Consider the following 16,650-nt stretch of genomic DNA (forward strand, 5'->3'; position numbering starts at 1 on the left):
TTTCTAGACAGCGCTTAGTGCCCGAGGATCTGGCTGAGGAACAGCTTGGTGCGCTCGGACTGCGGATTGTGGAAGAAGTCGTGCGGGTTGTTCTGCTCGACGATCTGGCCCTGGTCCATAAAGATCACGCGGTTCGCCACCGCCTGCGCAAAGCCCATTTCGTGGGTCACGCAGAGCATGGTCATCCCCTCTTCGGCCAGCTCGATCATGGTATCGAGAACCTCTTTGATCATCTCGGGGTCAAGCGCCGAAGTCGGTTCGTCGAACAGCATGATCCGCGGCTTCATACACAGAGAGCGCGCGATTGCCACACGCTGCTGCTGACCGCCCGAAAGCTGGCCGGGATACTTGTGCGCCTGATCGGGGATCTTCACCTTCTCAAGGAAATACATCGCCGTTTCGATGGCTTCCTTTTTCGGGATCTTGCGCACCCAGATAGGCGCCAGCGTGCAGTTCTCAAGGATCGTCAGATGCGGGAACAGGTTGAAGTGCTGGAACACCATGCCAACCTCGGAGCGCACCTTGTCGATGTTTTTCAGGTCCGAGGACAGCTCGGTCCCGTCGACGATGATTTTGCCCGCCTGATGCTCTTCAAGGCGGTTGATGCAGCGGATCATCGTCGATTTCCCCGAACCCGAAGGCCCGGCGATAACGATACGCTCGCCCTGATTGACGGTCAGGTTGATGTCACGAAGAACATGGAAGGCGCCATACCATTTGTTCATGTTCTCGATGCGGATAGCGACTTCGTCCGAGACCTTCATATGGCTGCGGTCGACTTCGCGTTCGAAATGCGGTTCCGTCATGAGTATCGCTCCTTAACGGTGGTCACGCTTGAGGCGGTTCTCGAGATACATCGAGTAGCGCGACATGGAGAAGTTGAAGATGAAGAAGATGAGGCCGACAAAGACGAAAGGCTCCCAGTAGATGCCCTTCCACTCGAACACCGAGCGGATGAAATCGGGGATGCCCTTCAGCGGGTCGAACAGGCCCACAAACACGACGAGCGTCGTATCCTTGAACATCCCGATGAAGGTCGACACGATGCCGGGGATCGAGATTTTCAGCGCCTGCGGCAGAATAATCAGCCGTTGCGCGCGCCAGTAATCAAGCCCGAGCGCATCCGCCGCCTCGTATTGGCCACGCGGAAGGGCGGCAAGACCACCGCGCACGACCTCGGCGATATAGGCGGCCGAGAACATCGTCACGAGGATCATGACGCGCAGAATGATGTCGAACTGCGTGCCCGGCGGCAGGAAGTAGTTCAGCAGCAGCGAGGCCACGAACAGAAGCGTGATCAGCGGCACGCCGCGGATGAACTCGATAAAGATCACCGAGAGCGACTTGATCAGGAACATGTTCGACTGGCGGCCAAGCGCCAGAACAACGCCCATCGGCAAGGACATCGCAATACCGCCCACGCCGATTGTCACCGCCAGAAGGAAGCCACCGAAACGATCCGAGCCTTGTGCTTCGATCGACAGGGGCACGGCGCTGGCCAGCGCCTCGACCAAGGACTGCCCGCCGAACAAATGGTCGGTGCCGAAAGCGCCTCCCGAGATCAGCCAGAACAGGATCGTGCCGACAATCGCAGCTACCACCGCGATAATCGACCCCATCCGGGCAAAGCCTGACAGCAACAGCCAGCCGATGACAAAGCCAAAGCCGATAAACAGCACCGTCCACGCCGAGCCGCCCCATAGCAGAAAGATCGCCACCAGAGGGAAAGCCGCCGCTGCCAGCATCGCATAGGCAAAACGGCCAAAGATCAGCGCCCCGGTTGCCGCCATGATGCCCGCGCTCAGCGCAAGGATCGCGGCAGAAGTGCCGACCAGGGCCATCGAAACCAGCGCAAACAAGCCGCCAAAGACCATAAAGGCCGCGCGGTTTCGCTGATTTTCGGTGAAAAGGATCGGCCCGATGACAACCAGCAACAGACCAAAGGTCAGCAGCGGGCGCCAATAGAGCGCAGGATCATAGAAGCCGAACATGAACTGGTGCCAGCGCTCGCGGATAACGCCCCAGCACGCGCCCGTGGCATCGGCGCCATAAGCGGTGGTCACGATCTCGCGGCACTCTTTCAGCGAATTCGCGTCCCACACCGAATGGGCAAACCACGGGTAGAAATGCGTCACGAGCCAATAGACAAGGCCAATCCCTGCTAAGGTAAGCACGGTATTCAGCCAGCCCGAGAACAGGTTCTCGCGCATCCATTTCAGCGCGCCGGTCTGGTTCGAGGGCGCAGGTTGTTGCGGCAGCATCGTGTCGCGGACATAGGCGACCGAGGATGTATTTTGCTCGCTCATCTTACCGCTCCTTCAGCTTTACGGATCTGTTGTAGAGGTTCATCACACCCGAGATCGTCAGAGAGATCGCAAGGTAGATCAGCATCATCAACAGGATCGACTCAAGCTCGCGGCCCGTCTGGTTGAGGGTCGTGCCCCCAAGGGTCGCGCGCAGATCGGCATAGCCCACCGCAATCGCCAGCGACGAGTTCTTGGTGAGGTTGAGGTATTGCGAAATCAGCGGCGGCACGATCACACGCAACGCCTGCGGCAGGATCACCAGCTTCATCGTGCGGTTCGGGCGCAGGCCAAGGGCGGATGCCGCCTCGCTTTGCCCCTTCGACACAGCCATGATCCCCGCGCGGACGATCTCGGCGATATAAGAGGCGGTATAAAGCGTCAGGCCCAGCCACAGCGCGACAAGCGCGTTCGAGACATTCGTGCCATCGGTAAAGTTAAAGCCCTTGAGCACCGGCTCGTGGATGTCAAACCCAAGCGCATAAAGCACCATCACCAGCGGGGCGAACAGAATCAGCGCCGATTTCCACCACGTCACGGGCCGCACACCCGACGTTTCCTGAATGACCGTCGCATGGGCAAGCAAGCGCTTGTTCGCCCAGATCGAAGCCAGAACCACGCCAAGACAGATCAGGAAGTTCACCGAGATCGGCGCGAGCGGCGTTTCGATCGGCGCAAATCCGCGGGTGAAATCCGCCGAGGGAACAGCCGTATAGCGGTTCGTGATCGCAACGGAATCAAACAAAAGCATCTCGGCATTCGCGACGCCGGTCTCCGGATTTACCTTGAAATCACGCGGCTGCGGTGAAGCCTCGGTCAGCACGGCAAGCGAGATCAGAATCCACATCAGCACCGGAATGTTACGGAACACCTCGACAAAGACGGTCATGATCCGTGCAATCAGCCAGTTATGCGACAGCCGCAGCACACCGACGAAAATCCCCAGAACAGTCGCGGCAAAGCATCCGAGGAACGACACCCAAAGCGTATTAAACAGCCCGACAAGGGCCGCGCGCGCGTGGGTGGAATCATTGGTATAGGGGATCAGCGTTTGCCCGACATCATAGCCGGCGCGGTTCCACAGGAAGCTGAAGTTAAAGTCCTTGCCCAGAACTTCGAGGTTCTGGATCGTATTGTCGATCAGCCAGCCAAACCCCATCAGCACAAGAATAAGCGTGATGGTCTGGATCGTAAGCGATCGGTAACGTGTGTCGTAAATGAGCTGAGAGAGCCGGAACCCTTGGTTCGGCACGTCTGGTGACGTCGTCATTTAGCTTCCCCTGTTCTCGTCGCATGTCCGGGCGTTTTGCCCTGTTGGCGGGGTCGTTGCCCCCATGCGCGAGTCTTGTTTTACGCAGAAAATAGGGGCGCGCCAAACCATGGCACGCCCCGGTATCAGATCGGATTAGCGGAAGGGCGGAGCGTAGAGCAGGCCGCCTTGGGTCCACTGTGCGTTCAGGCCACGCGCCAGACCGATCGGGGTTGCTTCACCGATGTTGGCCGCGAAGATCTCGCCGTAGTTGCCGCCCGCCATGATCGCGCGCTTGGCCCACTCTTTGTCGAGACCGATCATCGCGCCAAGGTCGCCCTCGGTGCCCAGAAGACGGTTCACTTCGGGGTTCTGCGTGCCTTTCGACAGCTCTTCGACGTTGGCCGAGGTGACGCCGTATTCTTCGGCAGCGATCAGCGCGTTCAGAGTCCAGCTCACAACGTCGCCCCAGTTGTTGTCGCCGTGGCGAACTGCCGGCCCGAGCGGCTCTTTCGAGATGATCTCCGGAAGAATGACGTGGTTTTCCGGGTCCGCATAGGAAGCGCGGCTTGCCGCAAGGCCCGAAGCGTCGGTGGTGTATGCGTCGCAAGCACCGGCTGCATACTGCTGGTCGCCTTCGGTATTCGAGTCAACGGTGACCGGCTGGTAGGTCATGTTGTTGGCTTTGAAGAAGTCAGCGAGGTTCAGCTCGGTCGTGGTGCCGGTCTGGATACAGACGGTCGCACCATCAAGCTCTTTTGCCGAAGTCACGCCCAGATCCTTGCGGACCATGAAGCCCTGACCGTCGTAGTAGTTCACGCCGGTGAAATCGAGCTTGAGGTCGGTGTCGCGCGAGAAGGTCCAGGTGGTGTTGCGAGCGAGCATATCAACTTCGCCCGAAGCCAGCGCGGTAAAGCGGGTCTGGCCCGAGGTCGCAACGTATTTCACCTTCGACGCATCGCCCAGAACAGCGGCGGCAACGGCTTTACACACGGCGACGTCAAAGCCGGTCCAGTTGCCATTGGCATCCGGGGCAGCAAAGCCGACGAGGCCCTGGTTCACACCGCAGTTCAGCTCACCGCGAGCCTTGACCTCTGCCAGCGTATCGGCGGCGGCCATACCTGCGGTCAGACCTGCAAGTGCTACGGTGCCGAGAAAAACGGATTTTTTCATGTTTACCTCTTCCTGAGTTGCCACCCCTTAAGGGGCGGTTCTATCTGCCCGTTTTCGGGCATGGATCGTTATGGGGTGTCCCCAGTGGACGGAGTGTGGAACTAATGATCAAAGCTCGTCAAGGCCGCAGACGCCTGTCGCAAGGGAAGTTTGCACTTTCGCGGCGAAGTTTTATGTCTGCACAAAACTCAGGGTAATATTCTGGCACAATAGCCTAGGCTGACAGCAACAACCAGAAACGCTCGGCCGCCAAAAGGGCGTCGCGTTTCTTGCCGACGGCCTCTGCATCCTCTTCGTCTTCACCCCAATGCTCGATCTGCCAGTTCTCTTCGATTCGCGACAAGTCCCACGCGGTTGCGGCATCAAGCCGCCCATTCGCGACAGCCAGCCCCAGAACCAGCGACCCCGTCAGCCCGACCAGATCGTGCAGGGCTGCAAGGTGGAACGGGTCGAGCGCCGCCACTTCCTGATGCAACCGCGCCAGCGTTGCCTCGGGCTGCGCAACGGGCAGGACACCTGCCGTAACCAGCATATCCACCCCGAACACCTCGCGCGCCCAGGTCAGCAGCGGCTCCCACGCGTCCGACTGCCGCGCGACCAACTCCTCGGGCTTTTCCGCGCGGTAGCATAGCAAATCAGTCCCGCCGTATTCCGCGATCAGAAAGGCGACCTCGGCGTGCTGCGTGCGCACCTTGTCAATCGCCGCATTCGCGCCGCGCGTGACCGGCATCGTCGCGGGATTGATCTTTTCCTCCTGCGCGTCCCATTCGGCAGCAATCGCCTCTGCCATGGCGCGGGTCGGCACGATCAGCGCGGCTTTCGCAGGCGTTTTCACGGTGCGACCGTCGAGGACAACCTCGAACCCGCCCTCGGCCACGCGCACCGATGCCTCTTTCCAGAACCGCTTGGGAACCCAACCGCTCATGCCACTTCCTCCAGAATCTCATCGACTGCAGCTTCAAGCTCTGCAAAGCCGGTCAGGATACGGTTTGCGCCCGCCGCCAACAGATCGGACACGGGATGATAGCCCCAATTCACGCCAAGCGCGGCCACCCGCGCCGCTCGCGCCATCTCAATATCGAAGGTCGTGTCGCCAATCATCACGGCCCGCTCGCGCGCGACGCCGGTTTCGGACAGCGCCGCCTCGATCATCGAAGGGTTCGGCTTTGACGGATGGTTGTCGGCCACTTGCCGGGTCACGAAGATCCCCTCAAGCCCGTGATGCGCGATCAGCGCGTCCAGACCACGGCGCGATTTCCCCGTCGCCACGCCCAACAGCAGATCATCGCGCGCCGACAGCTTTAGCAGGCACTCGCGCGCACCATCATACAGCGGCGCGGGACTGGCCGCACGATGAGTGAAATAGCTTTGCTTGTAGCCCTCGACGATGCGCTCCTGAACATCCACGCCCAATTCGGGCGCCAGCCGCGCAATCGCCTGCGGCAAGGACAGACCGACAATCGACAGCACGGCCTCACGCGGCGGCGGGGCAAGCCCGACGGTTTCAAAGGCCAGCGTCATCGCGTGCGCAATATGCGCCTGCGAATCCGACAGCGTCCCGTCCACGTCAAAGATCACAAGCTTCATGCAAGATCCTCGAACGGGTCGGCGGGCACGTCGGCCTCGTTCCAGCCCAAGGTCTTCCATGTGCGCTTCATATGATCGGGCATCGGCGCGGTCAGCGTAATCCGCTTGCCGCTGATCGGGTGGTCAAAGCTGATCTGGCGGGCATGCAGGTGCAGCTTGCGGCTGATCTCGCCGCCAAGCTGCGCGCCCCAGCCATCGCCAAGATTCTCCTGACTGGAGCCGCCGTATTTCCCGTCACCCACAATCGGGTGCCCCAGCTCGGCCATATGCGCACGCAGCTGGTGCGTCCGCCCCGTGATCGGCACAAGCGCAACCCACGAAACCCGCGTGCCAAGCACATCCAGAAGCGCGTAATCCGTGGTCGCCCGCTTGGCGTCAGGGTGATCGTTGATCTTGGCGGGATGGATGCAGACCATCTTTTCGCCCTCGCCGCCACGGCCATGCCCCGGCGCCTTCATCAGTGCAAACCGCACCGTGCCCATCGCGGGCGTAGGCTTGCCCGCAACGGCCGCCCAGTAGATCTTGCGTGTGGTCTTGTTGCGGAAGGCCTCGGACAGACGGCGCGCGACACGATCAGTGCGCGCCAGCAGCAGAATCCCTGATGTATCCTTGTCCAGACGGTGCACCAGCTTCGGGCGCTCTTTGAAGCCGAACTTCAGCGCCTCGGCCAGCCCGTCCACATGCCGGTTCCCCTGCCCCGAGCCCCCTTGCGAGGGCAACCCCGGCGGCTTGTTGATCGCGATGATATGCTCGTCCTTCCACAGCACGCAGCCCTGGATCATCTTCGCGTCCGCATCCGAGATATGCGGCGCATCGCCATCCGCACGATACGGCGCGCTTGGCATCTCGGCAGGGTTCGGCAGCGGCGGCACACGCACCTCTTGGCCAGGCTCGACACGAGAGTTCGCCTTTACCCGCCCGCCATCGACGCGCAACTGCCCCTTGCGACACAGCTTTTCGATCATGCCTTGCGACATTTGCGGGAAGCGGCGCTTGAGCCAGCGGTCCAGCCGCTGCTCGCCCTCTTCCTCGGTCACTTTGATCAGCTGAACCGCACTCATAGGGCCCCCAATATTGCTCGCATCATGTAAAGTCCCGCTACGAGCCCCAACAGGCCCGCCGACACCGAGATCCCGATATAGGCAGCGCCAAGCGCCATGTCACCGCGCTCGATCATCGTCCATGCCTCAAGCGAGAAGGACGAAAACGTCGTGAACCCGCCCAAGAAACCCGTCGCCAGCAGCGGGTTGAAATGAGTCAACTGACGTTGGCCCAGAAACACCACCAGCGCCCCCATCAGGAACGAGCCAAGGATGTTCACAAACAGCACGCCAACCGGCATCGGTTGCGGGCCAAATGCGCGCATCAGGGCCACGCCGGAGAGATACCGCCCCGACGCCCCGAGCGCACCGCCCAAAGCAACCTGTAAAACCGTCATCAGCATGGCTGTCTCCTTTGAGGCGCCCTTTGGCCCCCAGACGCACCAAATGTCAACCGCCGCGCTTGTCCCGCAGCTTGGCGAACCAGTCCACACGCTTTTTCAACTCGCGCTCGAACCCGCGTTCAACCGGGCTATAAAACAGCGGCCGCTTCATCGTTTCGGGGAAATAGTTCTGCCCCGAGAACCCGTCCTCGGCATCGTGGTCATAGGCGTAGCCCGCGCCATAGCCCTGCTCTTCCATCAGCCGCGTCGGCGCATTCAGGATGTGCTTGGGTGGCGGTTCGGACCCGGAGCGCCGCGCCTCGGCCCGCGCGGCCTTATAGGCCACATAGCCCGCGTTCGATTTCGGCGCGAGCGCGAGGTAAATCACCGCCTGCGCCAGTGCAAGCTCCCCCTCGGGGCTGCCGATACGTTCGTAAATTTCCCACGCATGAAGCGCCTGCGTCTGCGCCTGCGGGTCGGCCAGACCAATATCCTCAACCGCCATACGCACAAAACGCCGCGCCAGATAGCGCGGGTCTTCGCCGCCCTCCAGCATCCGCGCGAACCAGTAAAGCGCGGCATCCGGGTCAGACCCGCGAATGGATTTGTGCAGCGCCGAGATCAGGTTGTAATGCTCGTCGCCCGATTTGTCATATTTCGCTGCGCGCCGCATAAGACGCTGCGAAAGCTGCTCGGTCGTGAGCGGTTCCTTCACCTTCCACGCGGCGACCTGCTCGATAAGGTTCAACAGCGCGCGCCCGTCACCATCGGCCATTTCCAAAAGCGCCTCGCGGGCCGGCCCCTTCAGGGGCAGCGCGCGCTCCAGCGCCTTTTCGGCCCGCTGCGCGAGCAATTCCAGATCGGTCAGGTTCAGCCGCTCCAGCACGATGACTTGCGAGCGGCTAAGAACTGCGGCGTTCAGCTCGAACGACGGGTTCTCGGTCGTGGCGCCCACCAGAAGGATCGTGCCATCCTCCATATGCGGCAAAAAGCTGTCCTGCTGCGCCTTGTTGAAACGATGGATTTCATCGACGAACAACAGCGTCCCACGGCCCTGCGTCGCGCGCAGCTTTGCGGCCTCGAAGACTTTGCGAAGCTCTGGCACGCCGGTGAAAATTGCGGAAATCTGCACAAAGCTTCGCTCGGTCGCATCAGCCAAAAGCCGTGCGATCGTGGTTTTGCCTACGCCCGGTGGCCCCCAAAGGATAATCGACGACAAAGACCCAGCCGCCAGCATCGCCCCAAGCGGCGCCTCCTCGGCCAGAACATGGCGCTGCCCGATCACCTCGGACAGGTGGCGCGGACGTATCCGGTCAGCCAGCGGACGATGCGCAGGCTCGACGGGAGCAGCAGGAGATGAGTCGAAAAGATCAGCCATATCGCGGCGAGCCTACCCGCGCAGACCACGCCCCGCAATTGGGCAGCAGTTACGGAGCGGGTCAAAAGGCCCGCTCCAGCAGTTTTAGTTCATGTTGTTGATCAGATTGATCGAAACGCATTGGCTGTCATAGCCGTCAAACTCGAGCACACGCCCTGCCGCAACCATATCCAGCCCGCAGCGCTTGGCCCATCGCGGCCAGTTCGATGGGATAATGCCAATGACGCGCGACGCACCAAGCTCGCGCGCCGATTTGACCATTTCGGTAATCAGTAGCGCGTGAACCCTGCGGCGGATCGCCATAGGCGTCGCATGTGACACGAAAACGCGCGAACTTTCCCAGATATGTCCTGCAACAGGGGCTTCTTCATAGAGAAGATCCGAAGGGATCGTATCAAGCAGCCCCAATTGGGCGTCGCGGATCATATAGGTGTAAATCCCGCACCGCGCAGTTGTAGGCGTCAGGCGAATCCCCGCCAGCACTTCACCGAACTCATGGACGGCGATCCAACGGCTTGCGGGGGTATCATACTGATCGTATTCCATACCTAGGGCTTCGGGCAGCTCCCATCGGTTTTGCACGATGAAAGACTGCCGTCGCGCGCGAAACAAATTCGCAAAAAGCTCGCCATGGTTGTGCATGTTGGCAAAAGAAAGAGTTGTGGTTTGCATTGCCGTTTTCTCCGGTTTGGTTGAGGAACTTGGTCCCTGCCGGGCGGAGAGAACGACTAGAGCAGACGGAAATCGCGGGCGCGCTGGATCGCCTCGGCGGTGGTTCGGGCGAACAAACGCTCGCGTGCCGAGTTCAACCTGGCTTTGAGTGCGCTTTCGGAAATACCGAGCTTTGCCGCGGCTGCGGCGTGTCGATCTCCTGCGCCGATCAGGCGAAGAGCTTCAATCTGAGCCGGTGTCAGGCTTTCCGGCGGCTGCGTCTTTTGATGCAGACGCAATACGATGGCCCCAATCCGCGCCATCTCATCGTCGGTAAATTCCCGGTCCGAGCGGGCCGCACCAGCAATCGTGCGCGACGACATTTCTCCACAGCCCACACAGCAACCGTAAAGCAGGCCAAACTGTCTGGCCTCTTTCAGGATGCCAAAAGGGTCTGGCAAGGTAATCTCGCTCCAGCGCGACGCGCCGGACTTCGAGAACCCCCAGGCGATCATCGGGTCGCGCATCGCATAGGCATTATTCGTATAATGGTCGATCCATGCCTGATCGTAGGTCTGGAACATCAACAAAGGTGCGGCGAACCGGATGTGGAGCCCCGCAAAATACCCGGCGGGTGAAAGCTTACCCAATTCGTGCAGCAAATTATCAATCGAAAGGTTTGGTGCCATGACAAACGCCAGTTGCTTTTCGTCTATCATTTCATTCCACTGGGCAAATGCAACTTAAAAGCGCATTTCGCTGACCAATCTCTCCTGAACATTTGGTCGCAGCACAAAGAAAAACCCCCGCTCATAGAGCGGGGGTTAACGGTCCGGCAGAGTTTGCAGACCTTATTCTTCCGAAGCTTCTTCAGCTGCGAGGCGGGCCTTGTCAGCTGCGCCTTTGGCTGCCGGATCGCGGTCGACCAGCTCGATGATTGCCATCGGAGCCATGTCGCCATAACGGAAGCCGGCCTTAAGAACGCGGGTGTAGCCACCGTTGCGCTCTTTGTAACGCGGGCCGAGAACTTCGAAGAGTTTGGCCACGTCTTTGTCTTCTTTCAGCTGGGCAGCCGCCTGACGGCGGGCGTGCAGGTCGCCGCGCTTGCCGAGCGTGATCAGCTTGTCCATGACGCGCTTGAGTTCTTTGGCTTTCGGCAGAGTGGTTTTGATCTGCTCGTGCTCAATGAGCGAGCCTGCCATGTTGGCGAACAGCGCCTTGCGGTGTTCGTGGGTACGGTTCAGACGGCGGTAACCGCGAGCGTGACGCATTGTATATCTCCTTTAGCGTTTTGCTTTGTCTGGCAGCCGATGCGTGTCAGCCGCTCTCCTTGGGGCATCATGCCCGATTAGTCCCAGCCAGTGCTGGCATTGGATGGGGGGCGCAATAGCGCGCGCCCCCCGAATGAGTCAAGCGGTGAAGATCAGAACTGGTCTTCGAAACGCTTTGCCAGATCCTCGATGTTCTCTGGCGGCCAGTCTTCGACTTCCATGCCGAGGTGCAGGCCCATGCCCGAGAGAACTTCTTTGATCTCGTTGAGCGACTTGCGGCCGAAGTTCGGGGTGCGGAGCATCTCGGCTTCGGTTTTCTGGATAAGATCGCCGATGTAGACGATATTGTCGTTCTTGAGGCAGTTTGCCGAACGGACCGACAGTTCCAGCTCGTCGACCTTCTTCAGAAGCAGCGGGTTGAACTCCAGCCCGTCGTCCGCGTCCTGCTTGCCAGCCGATTCCGGCTCGTCGAAGTTAACGAAGATCGACAGTTGGTCTTGCAGGATGCGCGCAGCGTAGGCCACAGCGTCTTCCGGCGAGATCGAGCCGTCGGTTTCGATTTTCAGCGTCAGCTTGTCATAGTCCAGAACCTGACCTTCGCGGGTCGGCTGCACTTCGTAAGCGACTTTCTTGACCGGCGAGTAGATCGCGTCGATCGGGATCAGACCGATGGGCGCATCTTCGGGACGGTTCTTGTCGGCAGCGACATAGCCTTTGCCGGTGTTGACGGTCAGTTCCACGAACAGGTCAGCGCCATCGTCGAGGTGACAGACAACGTGATCCTTGTTCAGGACTTCGATACCAGCGGTTTCCGTGATGTCACCCGCGGTGACAACGCCCGGACCCTTGGCCGAGATCGACAGGCGCTTCGGCCCTTCGACGTCCATGCGCAGCGCCACACCTTTAAGGTTCAGCACGATGTCAGTGACATCTTCGCGCACGCCCGCAACCGACGAGAACTCGTGCAGAACGTTGTCGATCTGGACGCTGGTGATCGCCGCGCCTTGCAGCGACGACATCAGAACGCGACGCAGCGCGTTGCCAAGCGTCAGACCGAAGCCGCGCTCAAGCGGTTCAGCGACGACGGTTGCCTGACGGAGGGGGTCGTTACCGGCTTTGATTTCAAGCTGCGTCGGCTTGATAAGCTCGGCCCAATTCTTATGGATCATGCGCTTGCCTCCATTCCTGTTTCCGACCCATGTCCAAAGTTCGGAAACGCCCGAGGAAAAATGCGAAAACGACCGGCCCGCACGGGAAATCCCGCACGGGCCGACCGCGAAAAATCAGATCAGACGCGACGGCGCTTCGGCGGACGGCAGCCGTTGTGAGCGATCGGGGTCACGTCACGGATCGAGGTGACGGTAAGACCGACAGCAGCCAGAGCGCGCAGAGCCGATTCACGGCCCGAGCCCGGGCCTTGAACTTCGACGTCCACGGTTTTCAGGCCGTGCTCTTGAGCCTTGCGGGCCGCATCTTCCGCAGCCATCTGAGCAGCATACGGGGTCGATTTGCGCGAACCTTTGAAGCCCATGGTGCCAGCGGACGACCACGAAATGGCGTTGCCCTGCACGTCAGAGATCAGGATCTTGGTGTTGTTGAACGAGGAGTTCACGTGCACAACGCCAGCGGCGATGTTTTTGCGCTCTTTGCGCTTGGTACGGACCTTATCACGAGCCATGTCTCAAGCCTCCCCTTACTTCTTCTTGCCAGCGATGGGTTTCGCCGGGCCCTTGCGGGTGCGAGCGTTGGTGTGGGTGCGCTGACCGCGAACCGGCAGGTTGCGGCGGTGGCGCAGGCCGCGGTAGCAGCCGAGGTCCATCAGACGCTTGATGTTCATCTGGACTTCACGGCGCAGGTCGCCCTCAACAGTGAAGTTCGCGTCGATGTGTTCACGGATCGCGAGCACTTCGGCGTCCGAAAGCTCGTTCACGCGACGGGTGGCGTCGATGCCGACGGCTTCGCAGATCAGCTTGGCCGAGTGGGGACCGATACCGGTGATGTAAGTCAGTGCGATCGGGACGCGTTTCCCGGTCGGAATGTTAACGCCAGCAATACGTGCCAATGCGTAGTTCCTTATGGTTGCGGTTCCGTAGCGCCGGAACCTTTTTTCACAACATCAGGCCCGCAACTTGTGGTCCGGGCCTGCTCTCGTTTTCCCTTCAGGGAATCCTTCCAAGGGAAACGATTCTCTACAGAGACGGTGTGACCTAGAGGGAATTGTCCAATAGGTCAAGCGCTTGATGAAACTTAGCCTGCCTGCTGGTCCAGAACTGCGGCCATTTGTGCAGCAACCTCGTCGATTTCAGCCAGGCCATCGACAGAGAACAGGTCTCCGGCGTGGTAGTAATAGCCGATCAGCGGCGAGGTTTTCTTGTAATATTCCATCAGGCGCTGCTTGAGGCTTTCCTCGTTGTCGTCAGCGCGACGCTTGAGGTTGGACGAGCCACATTCATCGCATTTGCCCGCCTCTTTCACCGGCTTGGTCTCGTCGTGATAGACCTCGCCGCAGTCGCCACAGGTAAAGCGGCCGGTGATCCGGCGCACCAGCGCCTCATCATCGACTCGCATTTCGATCACCGCATTCAGCTTTTGCCCTGTCCGAGCAAGCAGCTTGCCCAAAGCATCTGCCTGCGGCAGCGTGCGCGGGAAGCCATCAAAGATGAAGCCGGTGCCTTGTGCGGCCCCGAGCTTCTCTTCGATCAGCCCGATCACGATCTCGTCGGTGACCAGCTCGCCACGGTTCATGACATCGGCAACTTTCTTGCCCATCTCCGTGCCCGAGCTCATCGCCTCACGCAGCATGTCGCCCGTCGAAAGCTGCACCATCCCGCGTTCTTCCACGAGGCGGCGGGCTTGGGTTCCCTTACCTGCGCCCGGCGGTCCGAGCAGGATGATGTTGGTCATGATGCGATTACCCTAAGCTACAGTTCAGCGACGCGCCGGAGCGCGGCGTGCCGGTTTTTTCTTGCCACGCCCGCGCAGCTGCGACTTCTCGATCAGTCCCTCATACTGGTGCGCCAGCAGATGCGACTGGATCTGGTTCACCGTGTCCATCGCCACCGACACCACGATCAGCACCGAGGTGCCACCGAAGTAGAACGGGATCGACAACTGCGAGCGCAGGATCTCGGGCAGAAGGCAAACAGCCGCCAGATACAGCGAACCGATCGCCAGAACGCGTGAGACCACATAGTCAAGGAAATCGACCGTCTTCTTGCCCGGACGGATACCCGGCACGAAACCGCCCTGATTCTTCAGGTTCTCGGCCACTTCTTCCGACTTGAACGAGACGTTCGCGGTGTAGAAGTAAGCGAAGAAAATGATCATCGCGGTGAAGAACGCCAGATAAAGCGGCTGGCCCGGCCCGAAATAGGCAAGGATCGTCGACATCACGGGGCCGGTTTGCGCTCCCGAGAAGGTCGAGATCGTGGTCGGCAGCAGCAGCAGCGACGAAGCAAAGATCGCCGGAATAACGCCAGCCGGGTTGACTTTGATCGGCAGGTGCGACGAGCTGCCGTCATAAATCTTCATGCCGACCTGACGACGCGGATACTGGATATGGATCTTGCGAAGTGCGCGCTCCATGAACACCACAAAGCCGATCACCGCGATCACCATTGCAATCACGCCGATGATGACCGGCGTCGAGATCGCGCCCGAGCGGCCTTGTTCGAAGAACTGCGCCAGAGCGGCCGGAATACCTGCAACGATACCGACGAAGATGATCAGCGAGACCCCGTTGCCAATGCCGCGCGCGGTGATTTGCTCGCCCAGCCACATCAGGAACATCGTGCCACCAACCAGCGTAATCACGACCGAAGCCACGAAGAACAGGCCCGGCTCATGCGCCAGATCACCCGCTTCAAGCGAGCGCGCCAGCCCGTAGGCCTGGAAAGTTGCCAGACCGACCGTCGCATAGCGCGTGATCTGGTTGATCTTCTTGCGGCCCTGCTCTCCCTCTTTCTTCATCTGCTCAAGCGAGGGGATGAGTGAGGTCAGAAGCTGGATGATGATCGACGCCGAGATGTAGGGCATGATGCCAAGCGCAAACACGCCCATACGACCAAGTGCGCCGCCGGTGAACATCGACAGCATCCCGCCGATACCCGACGCGGCGCTGTCCATAAACTCCTTCAGGGCGACCGTGTCGATCCCCGGAACCGGGATATAGGTTCCCAGCCGGTAGATGATCAGCAAGCCGATCGTAAAGAAGATGCGCTGGCGCAGCTCGGTGGCTTTGCCAAGGGCGTCCCAGCTCAGGTTCGCCGCCATTTGCTCTGCAGCAGATGCCATATGCTCGTCTCTTTCATGCGAGCGCCGCCGGACCGGTTTCCGGTCGGCGGCGCCTTGGAATAACCTGATGCCTATGTAAGCGGACCGAGGCCCGCTCACAACCGCTTATTCAGCGGCAGCAGTCGCCACCGTCAGCTTGCCACCGGCTTTTTCGACAGCCTCGATGGCTGCTTTCGAAGCGCCGGTCACGTTGATGGTGAGTTTCGACTTCACTTCGCCCTTAGCGAGAACGCGAACACCGTCCAGCTTGCGGCGCACGAGGCCCGAAGCGACCAGAGCGTCTTCGGTGATCTCGGCTTTGGCGTCGATCTTGCCGGCTTCGATGAATTTCTCGATCAGGCCGAGGTTCACCACAGCGAATTTCTTCGCGTTCGGCGCGGTGAAACCGCGCTTCGGCAGGCGACGGTAGAGCGGCATCTGGCCGCCTTCGTAGCCGTTCAGGGCAACGCCCGAGCGCGATTTCTGGCCTTTGATACCACGGCCAGCCATTTTACCCTTGCCCGAGCCCGGACCACGCGCAACGCGTTTGGCTTTTTTGGCGGCGCCCGCGTTGTCGCGGAGTTCATTCAGTTTCATGTCGCTTCTCCTTTGCCGGAAATGCCCTCGCAAGCGACAGAAGGGCAACCACGGCGTTTCTTGATTGATTCTGGACCCCGCAAAGGGCCACCGGGGGGCGTATAGACGCCACACCGGCCCTTGGCAATAGATTTACTCGGTGAAGAAGCCCCAGCCATCGGCGGCAAAGCCGTGGATCGCGCCCATCAGGCTCAGGCGTTCTTCATGCGCCCAGAGGTTTTCCAGCGAAAGCGGCTCTTCGGCGGTGGTGATTTCAAGGCACGCCTCGTCCTCCTCATCCGCGTCATACCATTCAACCGTGTAGCCCGCAGCCTCGGCGGCCTCGGTAAAAGAGTCCCAGTCGGGGTTCTTGCCGTCCACAACGAACTGGAAGTTGATGCAGGCCGCAGCGGGCATGGCCTCGTGCTTGGCGATTTCTGCGAAAACTTCTTCGGTCTCGGCCTTTTGTTCTTTCAGATCCATGTCGGTTCTCCAAATCGGCCCCGTGTCGGCGCCCCCTGATACGAAAACACCCCGACCGAAGCCGGGGTGTCTGCAAAGCAAAGACGAGACCGTCTTAGCCTTTTTCTTCCACGATGGTCACGAGATGCGGGATCTTGTTGACCATGCCGCGGACCGAGGGGGTATCCTCAAGCTCGCGGGTGCGGTTGATCTTGCCAAGGCCGAGGCCTTTGAGCGTCGCAGCCTGAATGGCGGGGCGACGGGCTGCCGAAGCGATCTGTTTCACAACGATGGTTTTAGCCATG

General features: G+C 60.2%; 20 protein-coding genes. All 20 read right to left on the reverse strand.

Annotation, left to right across the window (positions count from 1 at the left end; genetic code table 11):
• Positions 1-14 precede the first annotated feature (14 nt).
• On the reverse strand, positions 15-806 hold the full coding sequence (locus tag RYZ20_RS09190; protein WP_317672683.1) for an amino acid ABC transporter ATP-binding protein: 792 nt from the start codon (positions 804-806) through the stop codon (positions 15-17).
• Between the two features lie 12 nt (positions 807-818).
• Positions 819-2,306: an ABC transporter permease subunit gene (locus RYZ20_RS09195; protein ID WP_317672685.1), complete on the reverse strand. Its 1,488-nt coding sequence runs from the start codon at positions 2,304-2,306 to the stop codon at positions 819-821.
• A 1-nt stretch (position 2,307) separates the two neighbouring features.
• On the reverse strand, positions 2,308-3,573 hold the full coding sequence (locus RYZ20_RS09200; RefSeq protein WP_317672687.1) for an amino acid ABC transporter permease: 1,266 nt from the start codon (positions 3,571-3,573) through the stop codon (positions 2,308-2,310).
• Between the two features lie 135 nt (positions 3,574-3,708).
• A complete protein-coding gene (locus tag RYZ20_RS09205) occupies positions 3,709-4,725 on the reverse strand; it encodes an amino acid ABC transporter substrate-binding protein (protein ID WP_317672689.1) in 1,017 nt (338 codons plus the stop codon).
• Between the two features lie 214 nt (positions 4,726-4,939).
• On the reverse strand, positions 4,940-5,650 hold the full coding sequence (locus tag RYZ20_RS09210) for an ATP12 family chaperone protein (protein WP_317672691.1): 711 nt from the start codon (positions 5,648-5,650) through the stop codon (positions 4,940-4,942).
• Entirely contained in the window at positions 5,647-6,312 is a 666-nt protein-coding gene (locus tag RYZ20_RS09215; RefSeq protein ID WP_317672693.1) for an HAD-IA family hydrolase, read from the reverse strand. Before RYZ20_RS09215 ends, RYZ20_RS09210 begins: the two co-directional genes overlap by 4 nt.
• Complete coding sequence (locus RYZ20_RS09220; protein WP_317672695.1) at positions 6,309-7,373, reverse strand: RluA family pseudouridine synthase; 1,065 nt, start codon at positions 7,371-7,373, stop codon at positions 6,309-6,311. The genes RYZ20_RS09215 and RYZ20_RS09220 overlap by 4 nt, the downstream gene beginning before the upstream one ends.
• Positions 7,370-7,756, reverse strand: coding sequence for a fluoride efflux transporter CrcB (gene crcB, locus RYZ20_RS09225; RefSeq protein ID WP_317672697.1), 387 nt, complete (start codon positions 7,754-7,756; stop codon positions 7,370-7,372). The genes RYZ20_RS09220 and crcB overlap by 4 nt, the downstream gene beginning before the upstream one ends.
• Before the next feature lie 46 nt (positions 7,757-7,802).
• Entirely contained in the window at positions 7,803-9,113 is a 1,311-nt protein-coding gene (locus RYZ20_RS09230; RefSeq protein WP_317672699.1) for a replication-associated recombination protein A, read from the reverse strand.
• Between the two features lie 84 nt (positions 9,114-9,197).
• Entirely contained in the window at positions 9,198-9,785 is a 588-nt protein-coding gene (locus RYZ20_RS09235) for an acyl-homoserine-lactone synthase (protein ID WP_317672701.1), read from the reverse strand.
• A gap of 56 nt (positions 9,786-9,841) precedes the next feature.
• Positions 9,842-10,453 (reverse strand): autoinducer binding domain-containing protein, encoded by a 612-nt coding sequence (locus tag RYZ20_RS09240; RefSeq protein WP_317673009.1) that lies wholly within the window; start codon positions 10,451-10,453, stop codon positions 9,842-9,844.
• Between the two features lie 162 nt (positions 10,454-10,615).
• Entirely contained in the window at positions 10,616-11,035 is a 420-nt protein-coding gene (gene rplQ, locus RYZ20_RS09245) for a 50S ribosomal protein L17 (protein ID WP_317672703.1), read from the reverse strand.
• 152 nt (positions 11,036-11,187) lie between these two features.
• Complete coding sequence (locus RYZ20_RS09250; protein WP_317672705.1) at positions 11,188-12,204, reverse strand: DNA-directed RNA polymerase subunit alpha; 1,017 nt, start codon at positions 12,202-12,204, stop codon at positions 11,188-11,190.
• 119 nt (positions 12,205-12,323) lie between these two features.
• Complete coding sequence (gene rpsK, locus RYZ20_RS09255) at positions 12,324-12,713, reverse strand: 30S ribosomal protein S11 (RefSeq protein ID WP_096433975.1); 390 nt, start codon at positions 12,711-12,713, stop codon at positions 12,324-12,326.
• 15 nt (positions 12,714-12,728) lie between these two features.
• Complete coding sequence (gene rpsM / locus RYZ20_RS09260; protein ID WP_317672709.1) at positions 12,729-13,097, reverse strand: 30S ribosomal protein S13; 369 nt, start codon at positions 13,095-13,097, stop codon at positions 12,729-12,731.
• A gap of 185 nt (positions 13,098-13,282) precedes the next feature.
• A complete protein-coding gene (locus tag RYZ20_RS09265) occupies positions 13,283-13,939 on the reverse strand; it encodes an adenylate kinase (protein WP_317672711.1) in 657 nt (218 codons plus the stop codon).
• 24 nt (positions 13,940-13,963) lie between these two features.
• Complete coding sequence (gene secY / locus RYZ20_RS09270) at positions 13,964-15,328, reverse strand: preprotein translocase subunit SecY (RefSeq protein ID WP_317672713.1); 1,365 nt, start codon at positions 15,326-15,328, stop codon at positions 13,964-13,966.
• Positions 15,329-15,433: 105 nt separating this feature from the next.
• A complete protein-coding gene (gene rplO / locus RYZ20_RS09275; RefSeq protein ID WP_317672715.1) occupies positions 15,434-15,904 on the reverse strand; it encodes a 50S ribosomal protein L15 in 471 nt (156 codons plus the stop codon).
• Positions 15,905-16,036: 132 nt separating this feature from the next.
• On the reverse strand, positions 16,037-16,366 hold the full coding sequence (locus RYZ20_RS09280) for a ribonuclease E inhibitor RraB (RefSeq protein ID WP_317672717.1): 330 nt from the start codon (positions 16,364-16,366) through the stop codon (positions 16,037-16,039).
• A gap of 94 nt (positions 16,367-16,460) precedes the next feature.
• Entirely contained in the window at positions 16,461-16,649 is a 189-nt protein-coding gene (gene rpmD / locus RYZ20_RS09285; RefSeq protein WP_317672719.1) for a 50S ribosomal protein L30, read from the reverse strand.
• Position 16,650: the final 1 nt, after the last annotated feature.

The sequence above is a fragment of the Pseudothioclava alba genome, assembly GCF_033100795.1.
GTDB lineage: Bacteria > Pseudomonadota > Alphaproteobacteria > Rhodobacterales > Rhodobacteraceae > Pseudothioclava.